This window comes from Endozoicomonas sp. (assembly GCF_965196975.1).
Lineage (GTDB): Bacteria > Pseudomonadota > Gammaproteobacteria > Pseudomonadales > Endozoicomonadaceae > Endozoicomonas.
The window spans coordinates 5,930,783-5,946,688 of the sequence record NZ_OZ239981.1 but is presented as its reverse complement, the minus strand read 5'-3'; the positions used below and the strand labels follow the sequence as shown (position 1 = coordinate 5,946,688).

Below are 15,906 nucleotides of genomic sequence, written 5' to 3'. Positions count from 1 at the left end.
TTGACTTTCTGATCAAAAAATGGGGAAAAAAAGAAAAAATATAAGGAAATCAGGAAGAAATCAGGCAGGTACGCGACGAATTTTGGCACCGAGTTGCTGAAGCTTTTCTTCGATGCACTCATAGCCACGGTCAATATGGTAGATACGCTCTACAACGGTATCACCCTCAGCAACCAGCCCAGCAATGACTAAGCTGGCCGAAGCCCGGAGATCCGTTGCCATCACAGGAGCAGCCTTCAGCTGGTCAACACCTTTGATGATGACCGTGTTCCCTTCAACATCAACATCGGCCCCCATGCGCTTCATTTCCTGCACATGCATGAAACGGTTTTCAAATACGGTTTCGGTAATCCGCCCTGTACCTTCAGCAATGGTGTTCAGTGCGGTGAACTGCGCCTGAATATCCGTGGGCATCGCTGGATAAGGCGCCGTTTTCAGGTCAATAGCCTTTGGGCGCTTGCCTTTCATATCCAGTTCAATCCAGTCATCACCCCATTCAACAGAAGCACCGGCCTCCCGAAGCTTGAGCAGAATCGCATCCAGAATATCAGGCTGGGTGTCTTTCAAACGAATCCGGCCACCAGTCGCAGCGGCAGCAATCAGGTAGGTGCCGGTTTCAATACGATCTGGCAGTACAGAGTACGTACAGCCATTGAGACGTTCCACACCCTGAACGCGGATCACATCAGTTCCATGACCCTCTATTTTCGCACCCATGGTAATCAGGCACTCAGCGAGATCAACGACTTCGGGCTCACGAGCTGCATTTTCAATGATGGTTTCACCATCAGCCAGTGCAGCAGCCATCAGGATGTTTTCCGTCCCGGTCACCGTTACAGTGTCCATCAGGATATGCGCACCTTTCAGGCGGTCCTTCACGCTGGCTTTGATATAGCCATCTTCAACAACAATATCCGCCCCCATGGCCTGCAAGCCACGGATGTGCAGATCAACTGGACGGCTACCAATAGCACAACCGCCAGGCAGGGAAACTTCAGCATGGCCAAATCTGGCCAGCAGTGGACCAAGCACCAGAATTGAGGCACGCATGGTCTTTACCAGCTCATACGGTGCAATGAGCTGCTTAATTGTGCTGGCATGAACTTCAACGTTCATCTTTTCATCCACCAGCAACTCAACACCCATGCAGCCAAACAGCTCACACATAGTAGTGATGTCATGCAAATGCGGCAGATTGCATACCGTAACCGGAGAGTCAGCCAGCAGAGTCGCAGCCAGGATCGGCAGGGCAGAGTTTTTTGCGCCAGAGACCCGGATCTCTCCATCAAGACGCACACCACCGGTGATAATCAGTTTATCCATGGTTTCTCACTTAATGACCGGAAAGGCAGTCAGACAAGACATTATCATCGGAGGGTACCCGGGGAAGGCGCAATGTACATACAGCAATACAGCTATAAACCAGTATCTACCCCAGGCAGGCATGATCGTTGTCAGATTAAACCTTTCAAGAGTCCTGTTAATCCTGATTATCCAGCTGTCTGGCACGCTCGGCAGTGGTCAGAGCCACCATTGATACAGCGTGAATTGCACCACTGGTAATAAATGGGTTCAGGTGAGAATAGATCATCTGCTGACGCTGAACCGGTCTCTTGGCTTCAAACTGGTCACTGATTACGGTCAGGCGAAAGTCACATCCTTCACCCTCTACAATCACTTGTGAGCCCGCAATCTCTTTCTCCAGCAGCGCCTTGACCTCTTCGGCTTGCATGATCCAACCTCTCAGGGAATAACAATCAGGAATTAAAGGGAACAGTAAAATCGGTCAATCATATCTGAGAGAGGGTTCCATTGATAGTCCCCACGTTTATTCAACAGGGGATTCGCCTGCCAAACAGCTCACACTATCTAACAACCGCTGAATACCGCAAACCTGTGCAAGAGCCTCTAATTCATCAGGCATGCCTGTAAAACAAACAGATTTCTGATGGTCACCTGCAAGCCTTGTCCAGGATAGACAGACGGACAAGGCTGAACTGTCGGCCTGAGTAATACCACTCAAATCAATTTCCCAACGCTCTCCCCCAGTCTCCTGCAACAGAAGGCGTCCCTGTCGTTCAACCACAGGGGAAGTTTCGAAGTTGATCACTCCATTAAGCTTAAACCTTTCCGGCGCGACCACTTCCAGCGTCATGATTTCTTATCCGCTGCAGCACCTTTCATAATCTCTGGCCAGTGATCCACTACGTATTGAATGTCTCCATGTTTATTCATGGCTTCTGCAAACTGGTTGCGAAACTGAATGCCAATATTAATGCCATCAACAATGATATTCCTGAGCTTCCAACGTCCGTCCAGATGCACCATTGAATAAGAAATAGCCACAGTACCTGATGAGGTTCTGACTGTCATACCTACGGGAATCAGCCGTGCTTTACCTGACTGATAGTCTTTAAGAACCGATTCAGGAACGGAGTCAACTTTCTCTATGGTTAACCGGGTATCGTCCAGTTTCAACAACGCCTTGCCATAAAAGCTGATCAGGCTGTCTTTAAACGTCGTTGAAAACTGCTCAACCTGCCCTGGTTTTGCACGGCGGGAGTATTTGCCCATCACCCCCCGGGCAATGGAGTCAAAGGCAACAACGGGTGATAGCTGCCGATCCACTTCCGCAATAAAGGCTGCATCGTTCTTTTTATACTCATCAACATTTTTTTCGAACGTTGCCAGAAGCTCACTGGTAATCCTTTCCACTTCCTTCTGTGGCGACTCAATTGCCTGCTCAGCAGCAAAGATAGTTGAAGACCACTGTAACAAAAGCACTACAAGAGCTGCGACAAACGATTTATTGCGTCTCATCATCCATTCCATCCGCTAACCAGAGAACCTTCCTCTTAACAGAAAGCTACTCACCTTTATTTACCGTACCCAGAAGAAACTTACCAATTAATTCTTCAAGGATCAGGGCTGACTGAGTGTCTTCAAAACGCTCACCATCACGCAGATACGCCTCATCACCACCAATACTGATACTGATGTATTGCTCTCCCAGTAACCCTGCCGTCACAATCGATGCAGTACTGTCGATCGGTATGTTATCGATCCGCTGATCAATATCCATCACCACTTTGGCCATGTAAGTAGTTTTGTCCAGCTCGATTTTTTTGACCTTGCCAACCGTCACACCTGCCATTGATATTTTTGACCGAGGCTTCAGTGCTCCAGTGTTATCAAAATAAGCATGAAGCTCATAAGTTTCACCGCCACTCTTAAGGGAAAGCCCACTGACCTTTACCGCCATAGCGACCAGTGCCAACATTCCCGCCAGCATAAAGGCGCCGACACTGATTTCTACCGTACGCATCCGCATTTTATGCTCTCTCCTTAAAGCTCACCAAACATCACTGCGGTCAAAATGAAATCCAATCCAAGAACAGCAAGGGATGAGTAAACAACCGTTCTTGTTGTCGCACGGCTGATGCCTTCTGATGTCGGAATTGCATCATATCCCTGGAAAACTGCAATCCAGGTGACCACAATACCAAACACCAGACTTTTCACCATGCCATTGCCAACATCGTGCACAAAATCAACCGACTGTTGCATACCTGTCCAGAATGACCCTTCATAAATGCCCAGCCAATCAACACCAACCATGACACCACCAAGAATCCCCACAAGGTTGAAGATGGCTGCCAATAGAGGCATTGAAATAACACCCGCCCAGAAACGTGGAGCAATCACCCGCTTTAAAGGGTCGACACCAATCATTTCCATGCTGGACAACTGTTCTGTAGCCTTCATCAGCCCAATCTCAGCAGTCAGCGCAGAACCAGCGCGGCCGGCAAATAACAGAGCCGTTACCACCGGTCCCAGTTCACGAACCAGGCTTAGCGCTACCAACTGCCCAACAGCACCCTCTGAACCATAGCGAACCAGAATACTATAACCCTGCAAGCCCAGAACCATGCCGATAAAAAGCCCTGAGACCGTTACAATGATTAACGACAGTACACCTACATTATAGAGTTGCTGAATCAGCAGAGAGCCACGCCCGCTGAATCCAGCCCTTGAAAAAATCGACAGAAACAGAAAAATCCCGGAACGCCCGAGCGATTGGATATGACCAAGACCAAACTGACCGAGTTGAGCTAACCGGTCCAGAACATCAAGCTTCATTTAGTTCCCCCGGAGCCAGTAAGTCGTTTTGATAATCATCCGCAGGATAGTGAAAAGGAACCGGTCCATCCGGTAATCCCTGCATAAACTGACGCACTCTGGCATCGCTTGAGTTCAGCATTTCATCAGGTGTTCCTACCCCAATCACTTCACCATCCGCAATGAGATACAGCAAATCGGCAATACTGGCCGTTTCATGAAGGTCATGAGAAACAATGATACTGGTGATTCCCAGAGCCTGATTCAGTTTGCGAATCAACTCCACCAATACCCCCATAGCAATCGGGTCCTGTCCGACAAATGGCTCATCATACATCACCATTTCAGGGTCAAGAGCGATAGCTCTAGCCAGAGCAACCCGACGACTCATACCACCAGACAGTTCACTGGGCATCAGAGATGATGCGCCACGCAGACCCACTGCATGCAGTTTCATCAATACGATGTCACGAATCATCAATTCAGATAGTTGTGTATGAATACGCAGAGGAAAAGCAACATTTTCGAATACGGTCAAATCAGTAAAAAGAGCACCGCTCTGAAAGAGCATGCCCATTTTACGACGCTGGACAAAGAGCTGATCTCTCGACATACCTGCCAGATCCTGACCATCCACCAGAATGGAGCCTTGATCAGGCCGCAGCTGACGACCAATCAGGCGAAGCAGTGTTGTCTTTCCAGTTCCGGAAGGCCCCATGATACCTACCACTTTGCCACGGGGTATATCCATATCGATATTATTGAAGATAACCCGGGAACCTCGGTAGAAGGTCAAACCACGAATCTCTACAAAATTATCTGTGCGGCTTTCGCTACTGTTTTCTTCACCTGAAGATATGGAACTCATCATTGGGCACGCAGATCCCTGCAACAGACAGAATTAAAAAGTCATCCAGACATAGGGACTGTTGAGGTATCGTTGCGAGATTCAGTGATATAGAAAACATCAACAGCCCTACACATTATGACCTGTTTCACACTTTTATTGCACCTTATTGATAGCAACGCTTAAATTCTATCGGACAATTCTTATCTGCATATGGTCAATTCAGACTGCAATGCAGTTGCATTGCCTGCCTGATTTTCCATACACTCCCTTCCTTTGAACCAACCCTTGAGAACCCTCCCTGAATGAGCCCTGCCATTTATGCCATAGCAGCCATTATTGTTGGCTTCATACTCCTCACCTGGAGTGCAGACCGTTTTGTTGGCGGAGCCGCGGCTACTGCGAGAAACTGGGGAATTTCTCCCATGCTTATCGGCTTGACAGTCGTATCTATAGGTACGTCTGCACCAGAAATTCTGGTTTCACTGATGTCGGCTATTCAAGAGCACACGGATATTGCTGTAGGTAATGCCATTGGTTCCAATATTGCCAATATGGGGCTGGTTCTTGGTATAACCGCTCTCATTGCACCGCTGCCGGTAAAAACAGCGCTTGCCAAACGTGAAATACCCTGGCTGTTATTTGTCACGGTAATTGCCGGTGCCTGCCTGGCAAACAACTACCTTGGGCTTACAGAAAGTCTGGTGCTGCTCAGCGGCCTGTTTGTTACGCTCTATCTGATGGTGATCTGGCAGAAAGCTCATCCTGAAGAGCCTCTGGCTGAAGCAGAAGAAATTGAAGACCTGCCTTCAGGCAGAGCATACCTTGAGCTTGTTGGCGGACTGGTGCTGCTACTGATCAGTGCCCAGATTCTGGTTTGGGGTGCCAAAGAGATTGCAACATTGCTGGGCGTTAGCGAGCTGGTTGTTGGCTTGACCGTCGTGGCCATTGGCACCAGCCTTCCTGAACTTGCCGCCTCTGTAGCCAGTGCAATACGAGGCCACCATGATATTGCGCTTGGCAATGTTGTGGGCTCAAACATTTTCAATTTGCTGGCGGTACTTTCCATGCCAGGCCTGGTTGCCCCCGGCCCACTGAACGAATCTGTTTTCTCCAGAGACTATACCGTCATGCTGGCATTCACCGTTCTCGTGGCGGCCATGGCCATGCTCGGTAAAAAACCCAAAACGCTTGGACGTTTTGCAGGTATTATCCTTCTGGCAGGGTATGCCTGTTACGGAACATGGCTGTACTTACAAACTGTATAGGCATTTATACAAACTGAAACGGGAGCTGAATGCTCCCATTCCTATGCACTGAACTATTTTATACCGGAGCCTTAAGCGTTATGCTTCGCCATGACATCCTGACAGCTCCATCAAAGGCTTAACTGAAATGACCTCTGACCAGAATTTTATTGAAATTGGTCGTCGAACCATCCAGATCGAAAAGGATGCTATTGAAGCTCTGCTTCCACGTATTGGTGAAGACTTCAGCAATGCCTGCCGGTTAATGCTGGAATGCCGTGGCCGTATCGTTGTGGTGGGTATGGGTAAGTCAGGACATATTGCCCGTAAAATCAGTGCAACGCTGGCCAGTACAGGTACACCTGCATTTTATGTTCACCCCGGAGAAGCCAGCCATGGCGACATGGGAATGATTACCGCAGACGATGTCGTGCTGGCTATTTCCAACTCAGGTGAAACTGCCGAAGTAGTCACCCTGCTCCCCCTGTTCAAGCGTATGGGCGCTTCGGTTATCAGTATGACCGGCAAGCCAGCCTCTACTCTGGCCCTGGCCGCAGAAGTCAACCTGAATACAGGAGTCGACAAAGAAGCTTGCCCACTGGATCTGGCACCAACATCCAGTACAACCACTCAGCTGGTCATGGGTGATGCACTCGCTATTGCACTGTTGGAAGCTCGCGGGTTTACTGCTGAAGACTTCGCATTCTCACATCCTGGAGGTGCACTGGGTCGCAGGCTGCTGCTCAAAGTGCAAGACATCATGCACGAAGGCAATCGAATCCCGATGGTCAAAAAAGGCACCCGACTGGGAGAAGCGCTGCTGGAAATGACCCGAAAGGGCCTTGGCATGACATCAATTATCGATGAGAACAACGTTGTCGTTGGCATCTTTACTGATGGAGACCTTCGTCGCGCCCTGGATCATGGGGTAGACCCACACAACACGACGATTGATGATGTCATGACCATCAAGTGCACCACAATTACACCTGATATTCTTGCCGCTGAAGCGCTGAGAATAATGGATGATAGAAAGATTAATGCTCTGATCTGCGTTGATCATGACCGGCATGCTGTCGGCGCAATTAACATGCATGACTTGCTGAAAGCGGGTGTGGTTTAAACAGCAACAGTTACGGAACCTGGATGGCCTACCGCAATCATCTGATTATCTCTGCAATTCTCATGCTGATGCTGGTCGCTGGCTATTGGGCCTATGATGGTTCTATAGTAGCGGTCAGCACCAGCCGTTCAGAAATCATTCGCCAGGATGCTGATTACTTTCTGGTCGATGCCCTGATTAAAGAGTACAACGCTTTCGGTGCATTACAGTATCAGTTGAAGTCTGACAGCATTACCCACTATCCCCACAATGACAACACACTGCTCCAACAACCGATATTGACCAACTTCAGTGATAATGGGCAGGTTACGGTATCAAAGTCAGAGAACGGAAAATTACTGCCCGGTGGCAAAGATATCGAACTGTGGGATAATGTCGTGGTTATTCAAAGCAGCTCTCTTTCCAAGCAGCAGGCCAATGTACAAAAGGTCAGAATGGACACCGATTTCATCACAATATCTCCGGATGAGGAAATTGCCGATACCGATCGTCCTGTTCTGATTACCAGCGAAACCGGCGAGACACGAGCAATTGGGATGACAGCCTGGTACCAACAGGGAAAGATTCAATTAAAGTCCAGAGTACGGGGAGTCTATGAGCCTGAATAAGCCGCTTATTTGTAGAATCATTGATCTATCCCTGTCAGGGAAGCGACAACCCATGACAATTCAATTACCACAACCCAAAACACTCCTGAACAGAAAATGGCTTGTCGGACTGTTGTTTGTACCGCTTATGGCCATGGCATTACCTGCAGATCGCCAGCAACCTATCAAAATCAATTCAGACGCTGCTGATATTGATAATAAAACAGGGGTCTCTGTTTATCGTGGTGATGTTGTAATGACCCAGGGAACAACCCGAATTACCGGCGATACCATCACTATCTACACCAAGGGGCGTGAGGTAACCAAAGTCATTGCACAGGGCAACAAGGCCAGGGCTTATTACGAAGAACTTCAACCTGGCGAGCAGGGAACCGTCCAGGCCTGGGGCAATACGATTCGCTACGATGTCAACGGTGACCAGATTGAACTTATTAAAAACGCCCAACTCTCCCAAAAGGGAGATACCTTTAAGGGTGAAAAGATCTACTATAACGTTGCACTGCAGACAGTAAACGCCAAAGGCACCCCCAACCAGGGAGAAAATGGCCGGGTCCAAATGGTTATTCAGCCCCGTCAGGAAAAAGCCACGATCAACACCCCCTGACTCTGGCAGAGACAGCAGGTAGAGCCAATAATCTATCAGGTGTCTTCATTGAATCAACGTCCATGCTATCGACGACATAGGCGTACTTTGTTTTTTTATTCAGGTTAACAGACAACCGGATGACAATCCTCAAGGCAGAACATCTTAGTAAAAGCTATAAAGGCAGAGAGGTGGTTAAAGATGTCTCTCTGCAGGTTAACAGTGGCCAGATCGTTGGCCTTCTGGGTCCCAATGGTGCAGGAAAGACCACCTGTTTTTATATGATTGTCGGACTAGTGAAAGCGGATGGCGGTAAAGTCAGCATTGACCAGCAGGACCTGACCTTTCAGGCGATGCATCACAGGGCTCGTGCCGGTATCGGTTATCTTCCCCAGGAAGCCTCAATCTTTCGCCGTCTCACCGTAAGGGAAAATATCCTGGCCATTCTGGAAACCAGGAAAGATCTCAATAAAAAGCAGCGCGTCGAGAAAATGGAATCGCTGCTGGATGAGTTCAATATTGGCCACATTCGTGACAGTGCCGGCATGGCTCTGTCCGGTGGTGAAAGAAGGCGAGCAGAAATTGCCAGGGCACTGGCCACCGATCCAACCTTTATCCTTCTGGACGAACCCTTTGCCGGTGTTGACCCAATCTCCGTTGGTGATATCAAGTCCATCATCCGTCATCTTCAGAACCGGGGTATCGGGGTCTTGATTACCGACCATAACGTTCGGGAAACGCTGGATATCTGTGAGAAGGCTTATATCGTCAGCGAAGGGCATATCATTGCTGAGGGCGACAGCCATACCGTACTGTCCAACCAGAAGGTCCGTGACGTTTATCTTGGGCACCAGTTCAGCCTGTAAAATCCATTAAATTGCACCTCGTTCCTGTCAGGGAACGAGGTCAGCGGTCCGTCAACCACGCAACTCTTTCAACTGCCCCAGATTCTTCCACGCCTCATCGTAGTAAGAAGGTGACAGCTCGATAGCCTGCCGAAATAATTTTTCAGCCATATCTGGCTGATCATTCAACATCATCATATACCCCACATCATTGCGGGCCGCAGCCTCGCCCATTACCGGCGTCAACACCCTGACGGCATGCTCAGACTGGTTTCGACGGGTTAATACCAGAGCGAGGTTCCGCCGCGCCAGACCATAGTCGCCTTTTATCCGCAGCGCCTTGCGCAAATGCGCTTCTGCATGATCCAGTTTGCCGGCCATCATGCTGGAGTATCCCAGGTTATTTAACAGCATGGACTGGTTTGGAGCCATCTCCAGTGCACGATGATAGTGAGCAACCGCCGACGTATATTTACGATTCAGGTCTTCAATCACTCCAAGCCCATTGGCGGCCAGCCATGGAGTATAAATGGGTTGATCCTTTTCAGAAGATAAAGTCTGAACTTTCCACAAATCCAGAGCCTTCTGTAAATAACCATTGGCCTGTATATAGTCCCTCTGCTCAAGCTTTAGTAATCCCATGGCCTCCAATGCCATCACATGCTCATCATCAATAGCCAGCACGGTTCTCCATGCCTGCTCAGCCAAGATGGCATTACCTCGATGCTGATGCACACCCGCAATTTTTGCTGCGGCATTAAATGATTTTTTATTCAGATCAAGGGCACGAATGTAATAAAGCAGTGCCCGGTCACCATCGCCCCTTGCCCAGTAATTGTCACCTTTGGCTAATGCCTCTTTCTCGGTAGCCGCATCCACCACACCCAGCAGGTCTGCAGTCAGATCCCCTTCATATAATGCTCCCTGATCCGTCTCGGGTTGACCTGACGGCATACCAGAACAAGCGCTCATCAACAGTGCCAGAACAACCACACCAAACCACTTGAGAGTAAAACCACCATTCATCCTGCAAACGCCTCCAACATGCGCAACATTGCCGGACCAACCACCACCACAAAAAATCCCGGCCAGATACAACAGACCATGGGAAACACCAGTCGTGTACTCATTTTTGCGGCCTGCAGATCAGCCCGGTGCAGCCGGATGGCCCGGAAGTCCTGGGTATAGTCCCGCAGAGTGTCAGACAGGTTGGCACCATAACGGTTAGCTTCCACCAGAGTCCCCACCAGGCCACGCACTTCCTGCAATCCGGTGCGCTCGGCAAAATCATGCAATGCCAACTCCAGGGCAACCCCTGCATTCAGTTCGGCACTGACCCGCCCCATCTCCTCGGCCACCAGCGGATGCGCCAGACGCAGCTCTTCCTGTAACCGGCTAATGGACATGGTCAGGTTCAACCCGGCAGAGAGACAGATCAACAGCATATCCAGCATCTGCGGCAGACCGGCAATAAACTGTTGCTGCCTTCTCTGACGCAGGGAGTCCAGTACTTTGGAGGGGAAAATCAGACCAATGGCTGCGCCCATCATCATGACCATGCCGGGATATTCCGGCAAAGCACCTGGCATCCAGGGGTGCAATAGAAAAAACAGTAACCCCAGCACCACCGCCAGTAATGCTTTCAGCCCATGGTAAACCAGTACCGCATTCTCATGACCATAACCCGCCTGAAGCAAACGACGGCTTACGCTTATCTGCTCTTTTTTATCCGCTGGCAGCAGATATTTCTGTGCCGGTGACAACCAGTGAGGGGCAAATGCACCGGACCCCAGCGCTGAGCCTCTGACCTCCAACCCCTCCTGATTCATCTGGCGAAAGACCCTCAAACGGGACATCAACACATAAGACAGTAGGCCAATGGCCAGGGCCACCAGCAGCAACCCGATACCCCGTACCAGCAACAGTTGATCCAGCATCTGATCAAACAGTCCCGGCAGCGCTACATCCTTCACAGCCATGACAGCCTCCTTAGACCTGAATCCGGATCAGGCGAACTACCCAGAAAATACCCAGTACCATCATCACCCCGGCCACCATCAGAATGGTCAGGCCAGTATCAGACTCCAGCAGTGGATTCAGGTAACCCGGCGACACCATGTTGATCACCACCGCCAGAATAAACGGCAGTAAAACCAGTATCCATGCAGACATCCGCCCTTCAGCAGAAAGGGTTTGCAGACGACGGTCGAAGCCAATACGCTCCCGGATCTGGCCCCGGAGACCAGAAAGCAACTCCAGCAGGCTGCCGCCGGTCTCATGTTGCAGCAGGATGGCAGAGACCACCATCAGCAGCGGTTCGCTGGGCACCCGTTCCACCATGGCCAGAAATGCGTGCTTCATATCCTTGGAGAACTCAATATCCTGCACTGTTTCACTTAACTCCGCCGCCATTGGGTCGCCCAGTTCCCGGGCGCTGAGATTCATGGCTTCCACCAGCGGCAGACCGGCCTTCAAGCCTTTCACCATCATATCCAGCCAGTCAGGCATCTGCTGGTCAAACTCGGTAATCCGCCGCTCTTTCACCCGTTGCAGGTAGCCAACAGGCAACAATGCCAGCAACACCGAAGACACCAGGGCCAATACCCAGTAAACATCCAGACTGATCAACACCACACCGGAAATCAGCAACATTGCCAGACAACTGACCAGCAGTTCCAGTGCCCGGTTACCCTTGCCAGCCTGCAGAGTCAGCAGATCCAGCTCCGCCACAAAATGAAAATGCTCAATTCTCTGCAGCCAGGGATGCAGCTGATCCACATAGCGCTTGCGCAGTGCCTGATGCACCGGCTGGTCTCCCCCGACCATTTCCAGGTAGTGGTGCAGGCGCCTCTGGATTCTGTGCCGGGGCCCCAGCAGCAGTATCCCGATACTGACCATAAAGACGGCCATAAAGGTCATGGCCAGCAATAGACTTAATGAGTCAGACATAGCCTGCCCCTCCTTTTTTCATGACCTTTCATGACAGCTCTCATGATAAGCACCCTTCAGAAAATACCCCATCGTCACAGTCCAGCCCCCTGGCTTCCAGTTTATTCATAAAGAGGGGCCGGTAGCCGGTACTGACAAAATCACCGGCAACACCTTTTCGCCCTGCCTCAACAACAAGATCCTTCCCCGATCGTGAACGCTCAAACCGGCTAATTTCCCGCAGGGCAATATCGCCATGCTCAATGCCCACCAGCTCCTGAATACTGACAACACGACGAACACCGTCTTCCATGCGCTCCAGCTGGATAATGGCATCCACCGCTGAAGCGATCAGCTCGACAACCACATCACCATCCAAACCCATACCACTCATGGCCGCCATACTCTTCAGGCGTCGAACAGCATCTCTGGGTGAGTTCGCGTGCAGTGTGGTCATGGAACCGTCATGACCGGTATTCATGGCGGTCAGCATGTCGATAAACTCAGCCCCCCGCACCTCACCCACCACAATACGGTCCGGTCGCATCCGCAGGCTGTTGCGTACCAGATCCCGCAGGGTCACTTCCCCCTCCCCTTCAATATTGGGTGGACGACTTTCCAGCCGAACCACATGGGGCTGTTGCAACTGCAGCTCGGCGGCGTCTTCCACAGTAATAATCCGTTCACTGTGCTCAATGGCCGCCGAAAGTGCATTGAGCATGGTGGTCTTACCACTGCCGGTACCGCCAGAGATCAGGATATTCAGGCGGCTCCGCACCATATTCTGCAGCAGCTTTTGCAGGCACTTCGGAAACGCCCCCAACCGCGCCAGTGCGGATAACGTCAGATGCTCTTCAGGAAAACGACGGATACTCAATATCGGGCCGTCCAGTGCCAGGGGCGAGATCACCGCATTCACCCGGGAACCATCCGCAAGACGGGTATCCACCATGGGACTGGATTCATCCAGGCGACGCCCGGCCCTGCTCACCAGACGATCGATGGTCTGCTGCAGGTGAGCTTCATCACGAAAGCGGATTGCCACCGGCTCCAGATGACCGCGCCGTTCTACATAGATATGAACAGGGCCATTGACCAGGATATCCGACACCATCGAGTCCGCCAGCAGTGCTTCCAGTGGGCCAAGACCCAACATATCATCACTGATGGCGGTCAATAGCTCTTCCCGTTCAGTATCCGAGAGGGGGGCTTTCAACTGATCAAGCTGATAACGCCCTTCCCGCATCACCTCGGCCCGGGCCTGCTCCGTCGGCAGTGTGCTCAGCACCTGCAAATTCATCCGCGAGACCACCTGCCGGTGAATCTCCCGCTCCCAGTAATTGCGGATTTCCTGCTGACTGTCATGGGGCTGAAAACCGGGCATCAGCCGTGAATTAATGGTTAGTGCCATCAGTGCACACTCCGGAAAACATGAGACCACTCTCTGAGCCTGAACAGCGAACCGGGCTCAACGGCAGGCGCAGGCTGCAGCCTGGCCATCAGTGGTTTCAAAGAACGGCTGAAAGGCGACCGTGGATCACTGTCCATCGGTAACCGACCTTCCTCAAGGGCAGGAATCACGGCCCTCTGGTCTTCCGGTATCATTACCGGTTCCAGACCCAGCGACTGCTTGATAACAGCCTGGCTAATCGTGGTGTAGCGGCTGGAACCATTCACAACCACCGTAACCTGCTCTAGCCCCAGCACGGTCATAGCCTCGTCCAGCAGCAGTCTCGCACGTCGAATACCATCTATTTCCGGCTTCAATACCAGCACCAGGTGATCGGCATCGGCAATCATCGATGTCAGGTAGTCGTCATTACGTGACGGAATATCCGCCAGGGTAATACCTGGCTTTTGCCGGATATGTCTCAGTAACTGCACCAGTATTCGGTCGGTGGACTTACCGGAGCTGGAAGTCCCCAGGTGTTCTGGTGACATTCCCAATAAAGCCAGATAAGGCCCCACTTCCGTGCGATAGCTGCTCAATGCGGTTTGATCCATATCCAGCCGGGCCAGCAGGTTGCGCAGATCGTGTTCCGGCCGACAGTCATTCAGGGTGGCCTGGGAGCCATAACGCCAGTCACCGTCCAGCAGCAGCACCGGCCGGGTTTCAGCGTTTTTTCCCGGGAGAGCAGCCGGGCGATACAGGCAGTAATCAGGGAGGCCCCGGCACCGCTGCCAGCCCCGGTAAATACCACCAGCCTGCTGTCCGGGTGACGCTCTGCGCTCGCCTTGACCGGCGCGCTTTTTAAAAGAATATCGTCGTGTAGCTGGTCGAGAATGTTGAGCAATTCGTGCTCATTAAACGGTGGATCAACCACAAAGCTGTTGCCCCGTTTCCGGATCTGCGCCAACTGCTGCCCGGTTAATGGCTGGGTACCGGTGGTAATCAATACCAGTGGCCGTTCCGGAATCTGCAGTAGCGCATCCAGCTCTTCCATCGGCAGCGATGACAGAACATGCACCATCAGGTCATCGTCGTTATTGCCAATGGCAGACAGCTGTTTCGGATCATCGATCAGAACATCACGATGCACCACTTCATTGATGGCATCGAGAAACTTGCCTACCCGCTCCAAAAAAACTTCATCTGTGCCTGTCAGTACTATTTTCAGCCCAATATTGCTGTTTATGCTGCTGTTCATGAAGAGCCCCCGGCATTGGGTTCCCAGGGTTTGATGCCAAGGCTCTCAGCAACCTGTGTTGTGGTAAATGCAGGTGCTTCAATGCCCTCTGTAAAACCGGGTATGGATAGTTGAATTTTTAAACCTTTAATGCTGACCGTAACATAGCGAACTTCATTATATTCGGTGGTTGATATTCCATATTTATCCCTGTAAACGCAGGTCATATCCGTTTTTTTCAAATCCGACAAAAGAGACGTATCTACGGCACTGAAAATAGTATCAGTGCACTGGCCATTTATACTGGATGGCAAATCACTGACAACAGCAACCCGTGCAGCGCTGCGGGTTGCCTCCTGCAACAGGTTAAAGGTATACACCACCCGGCCAAATTCCATCAGACCAAACAGAACCATGAAGAAAACGGAAGCGACGATGCTGAACTCAACAATGGTTGTTCCCTTTTGCCCATGCTTTAAGAACGCTGAATCAGAGATCATGAGTTTCTCCCCGTACCTTCTTTCATAATCATTGAACGCTGAATGGCATGAACGTTTATCGTTAATTTCTCTTGCAACGTTTCTGGAAGCAGCTCCTTCAATATAAAATCGGCCTGGTACCTGGCAGAGACTTTCCAGTGATCTTCACCCTCGCTAACCATCGAGGATGTTTCCACTTGAAAACGCGGGTGAGCCGCTTCATCGTCAAGAGCATTTAACACAAGGTTTCTGGCGGTCTCACAGTGCTCAACGACGTCACCGTCACTGGTGTTAAAATTGCAATTACCGGCTGGCGCATTGATTGTCAGATAGCGAACCGCAGCATTCACCCGCCCCTGCAGCAAAGAGGTTTCATAAAATATACGACCAAAATCTACAGTTAACGCCAGCATCAATAACAGGAATGGCAGGATAATGGTCATTTCGATGATGGCAATGCCCCGTTGTCTGGGTGCACTAAAAGCTGTATGACATCCCAT

20 protein-coding genes are annotated in these 15,906 nt (G+C 50.8%); 5 read left to right on the top strand and 15 right to left on the bottom strand.

The window, feature by feature from the left end; genetic code table 11:
* Positions 1–60: 60 nt before the first annotated feature.
* From murA to ACOCLE_RS26285, 7 genes are all read right to left on the bottom strand, one after another.
* The gene (gene murA / locus ACOCLE_RS26315) at positions 61–1,323 is read right to left on the bottom strand and encodes a UDP-N-acetylglucosamine 1-carboxyvinyltransferase (protein ID WP_419534933.1); all 1,263 of its coding nucleotides are present in this window, start codon (positions 1,321–1,323) and stop codon (positions 61–63) included.
* 157 nt (positions 1,324–1,480) lie between these two features.
* A complete protein-coding gene (locus ACOCLE_RS26310) occupies positions 1,481–1,732 on the bottom strand; it encodes a BolA family protein (protein ID WP_066014487.1) in 252 nt (83 codons plus the stop codon).
* A 96-nt stretch (positions 1,733–1,828) separates the two neighbouring features.
* Positions 1,829–2,155, bottom strand: a complete 327-nt coding sequence (locus ACOCLE_RS26305; RefSeq protein WP_419534932.1) for an STAS domain-containing protein — start codon at positions 2,153–2,155, stop codon at positions 1,829–1,831.
* On the bottom strand, positions 2,152–2,823 hold the full coding sequence (locus ACOCLE_RS26300) for an MlaC/ttg2D family ABC transporter substrate-binding protein (RefSeq protein ID WP_419534931.1): 672 nt from the start codon (positions 2,821–2,823) through the stop codon (positions 2,152–2,154). Before ACOCLE_RS26300 ends, ACOCLE_RS26305 begins: the two co-directional genes overlap by 4 nt.
* A 43-nt stretch (positions 2,824–2,866) precedes the next feature.
* Positions 2,867–3,331 (bottom strand): outer membrane lipid asymmetry maintenance protein MlaD, encoded by a 465-nt coding sequence (mlaD, locus tag ACOCLE_RS26295; protein ID WP_419534930.1) that lies wholly within the window; start codon positions 3,329–3,331, stop codon positions 2,867–2,869.
* A 14-nt stretch (positions 3,332–3,345) separates the two neighbouring features.
* On the bottom strand, positions 3,346–4,140 hold the full coding sequence (gene mlaE / locus ACOCLE_RS26290) for a lipid asymmetry maintenance ABC transporter permease subunit MlaE (protein ID WP_419534929.1): 795 nt from the start codon (positions 4,138–4,140) through the stop codon (positions 3,346–3,348).
* Positions 4,130–4,990: an ATP-binding cassette domain-containing protein gene (locus ACOCLE_RS26285; RefSeq protein ID WP_419534928.1), complete on the bottom strand. Its 861-nt coding sequence runs from the start codon at positions 4,988–4,990 to the stop codon at positions 4,130–4,132. The genes mlaE and ACOCLE_RS26285 overlap by 11 nt, the downstream gene beginning before the upstream one ends.
* 281 nt (positions 4,991–5,271) lie before the next feature.
* Between ACOCLE_RS26285 and ACOCLE_RS26280 the strand changes: the two genes are divergently transcribed.
* The 5 genes from ACOCLE_RS26280 to lptB all read left to right on the top strand — a co-directional run bounded on the left by ACOCLE_RS26280 (position 5,272) and on the right by lptB (position 9,393).
* Entirely contained in the window at positions 5,272–6,234 is a 963-nt protein-coding gene (locus ACOCLE_RS26280) for a calcium/sodium antiporter (protein WP_419534927.1), read from the top strand.
* A 127-nt stretch (positions 6,235–6,361) separates the two neighbouring features.
* Positions 6,362–7,336: a KpsF/GutQ family sugar-phosphate isomerase gene (locus ACOCLE_RS26275; RefSeq protein WP_419534926.1), complete on the top strand. Its 975-nt coding sequence runs from the start codon at positions 6,362–6,364 to the stop codon at positions 7,334–7,336.
* Positions 7,337–7,359: 23 nt separating this feature from the next.
* Positions 7,360–7,944 carry an LPS export ABC transporter periplasmic protein LptC gene (lptC, locus tag ACOCLE_RS26270; protein ID WP_419534925.1) on the top strand — a complete coding sequence of 195 codons (585 nt, stop codon included), beginning with the start codon at positions 7,360–7,362 and terminating at the stop codon, positions 7,942–7,944.
* Positions 7,931–8,548 (top strand): lipopolysaccharide transport periplasmic protein LptA, encoded by a 618-nt coding sequence (gene lptA / locus ACOCLE_RS26265; protein WP_419534924.1) that lies wholly within the window; start codon positions 7,931–7,933, stop codon positions 8,546–8,548. Before lptC ends, lptA begins: the two co-directional genes overlap by 14 nt.
* Positions 8,549–8,667: 119 nt before the next feature.
* Complete coding sequence (gene lptB / locus ACOCLE_RS26260) at positions 8,668–9,393, top strand: LPS export ABC transporter ATP-binding protein (protein ID WP_419534923.1); 726 nt, start codon at positions 8,668–8,670, stop codon at positions 9,391–9,393.
* A 51-nt stretch (positions 9,394–9,444) separates the two neighbouring features.
* On the opposite strand, the gene ACOCLE_RS26255 is transcribed toward lptB, so the two are convergent.
* From ACOCLE_RS26255 to ACOCLE_RS26220, 8 genes are read right to left on the bottom strand one after another with little or no spacing between them, the layout of a single operon-like run.
* Positions 9,445–10,398, bottom strand: coding sequence for a tetratricopeptide repeat protein (locus tag ACOCLE_RS26255; RefSeq protein ID WP_419534922.1), 954 nt, complete (start codon positions 10,396–10,398; stop codon positions 9,445–9,447).
* On the bottom strand, positions 10,395–11,351 hold the full coding sequence (locus ACOCLE_RS26250; protein ID WP_419534921.1) for a type II secretion system F family protein: 957 nt from the start codon (positions 11,349–11,351) through the stop codon (positions 10,395–10,397). Before ACOCLE_RS26250 ends, ACOCLE_RS26255 begins: the two co-directional genes overlap by 4 nt.
* Positions 11,352–11,361: 10 nt before the next feature.
* Entirely contained in the window at positions 11,362–12,321 is a 960-nt protein-coding gene (locus ACOCLE_RS26245; protein WP_419534920.1) for a type II secretion system F family protein, read from the bottom strand.
* A gap of 40 nt (positions 12,322–12,361) precedes the next feature.
* Positions 12,362–13,711, bottom strand: coding sequence for a CpaF family protein (locus tag ACOCLE_RS26240; protein WP_419534919.1), 1,350 nt, complete (start codon positions 13,709–13,711; stop codon positions 12,362–12,364).
* Positions 13,711–14,403 carry an AAA family ATPase gene (locus tag ACOCLE_RS26235; protein ID WP_419534918.1) on the bottom strand — a complete coding sequence of 231 codons (693 nt, stop codon included), beginning with the start codon at positions 14,401–14,403 and terminating at the stop codon, positions 13,711–13,713. Before ACOCLE_RS26235 ends, ACOCLE_RS26240 begins: the two co-directional genes overlap by 1 nt.
* Complete coding sequence (locus tag ACOCLE_RS26230) at positions 14,355–14,948, bottom strand: hypothetical protein (RefSeq protein WP_419534917.1); 594 nt, start codon at positions 14,946–14,948, stop codon at positions 14,355–14,357. The genes ACOCLE_RS26235 and ACOCLE_RS26230 overlap by 49 nt, the downstream gene beginning before the upstream one ends.
* A complete protein-coding gene (locus ACOCLE_RS26225; protein ID WP_419534916.1) occupies positions 14,945–15,427 on the bottom strand; it encodes a TadE family protein in 483 nt (160 codons plus the stop codon). The genes ACOCLE_RS26230 and ACOCLE_RS26225 overlap by 4 nt, the downstream gene beginning before the upstream one ends.
* A complete protein-coding gene (locus ACOCLE_RS26220; protein ID WP_419534915.1) occupies positions 15,424–15,906 on the bottom strand; it encodes a TadE/TadG family type IV pilus assembly protein in 483 nt (160 codons plus the stop codon). The genes ACOCLE_RS26225 and ACOCLE_RS26220 overlap by 4 nt, the downstream gene beginning before the upstream one ends.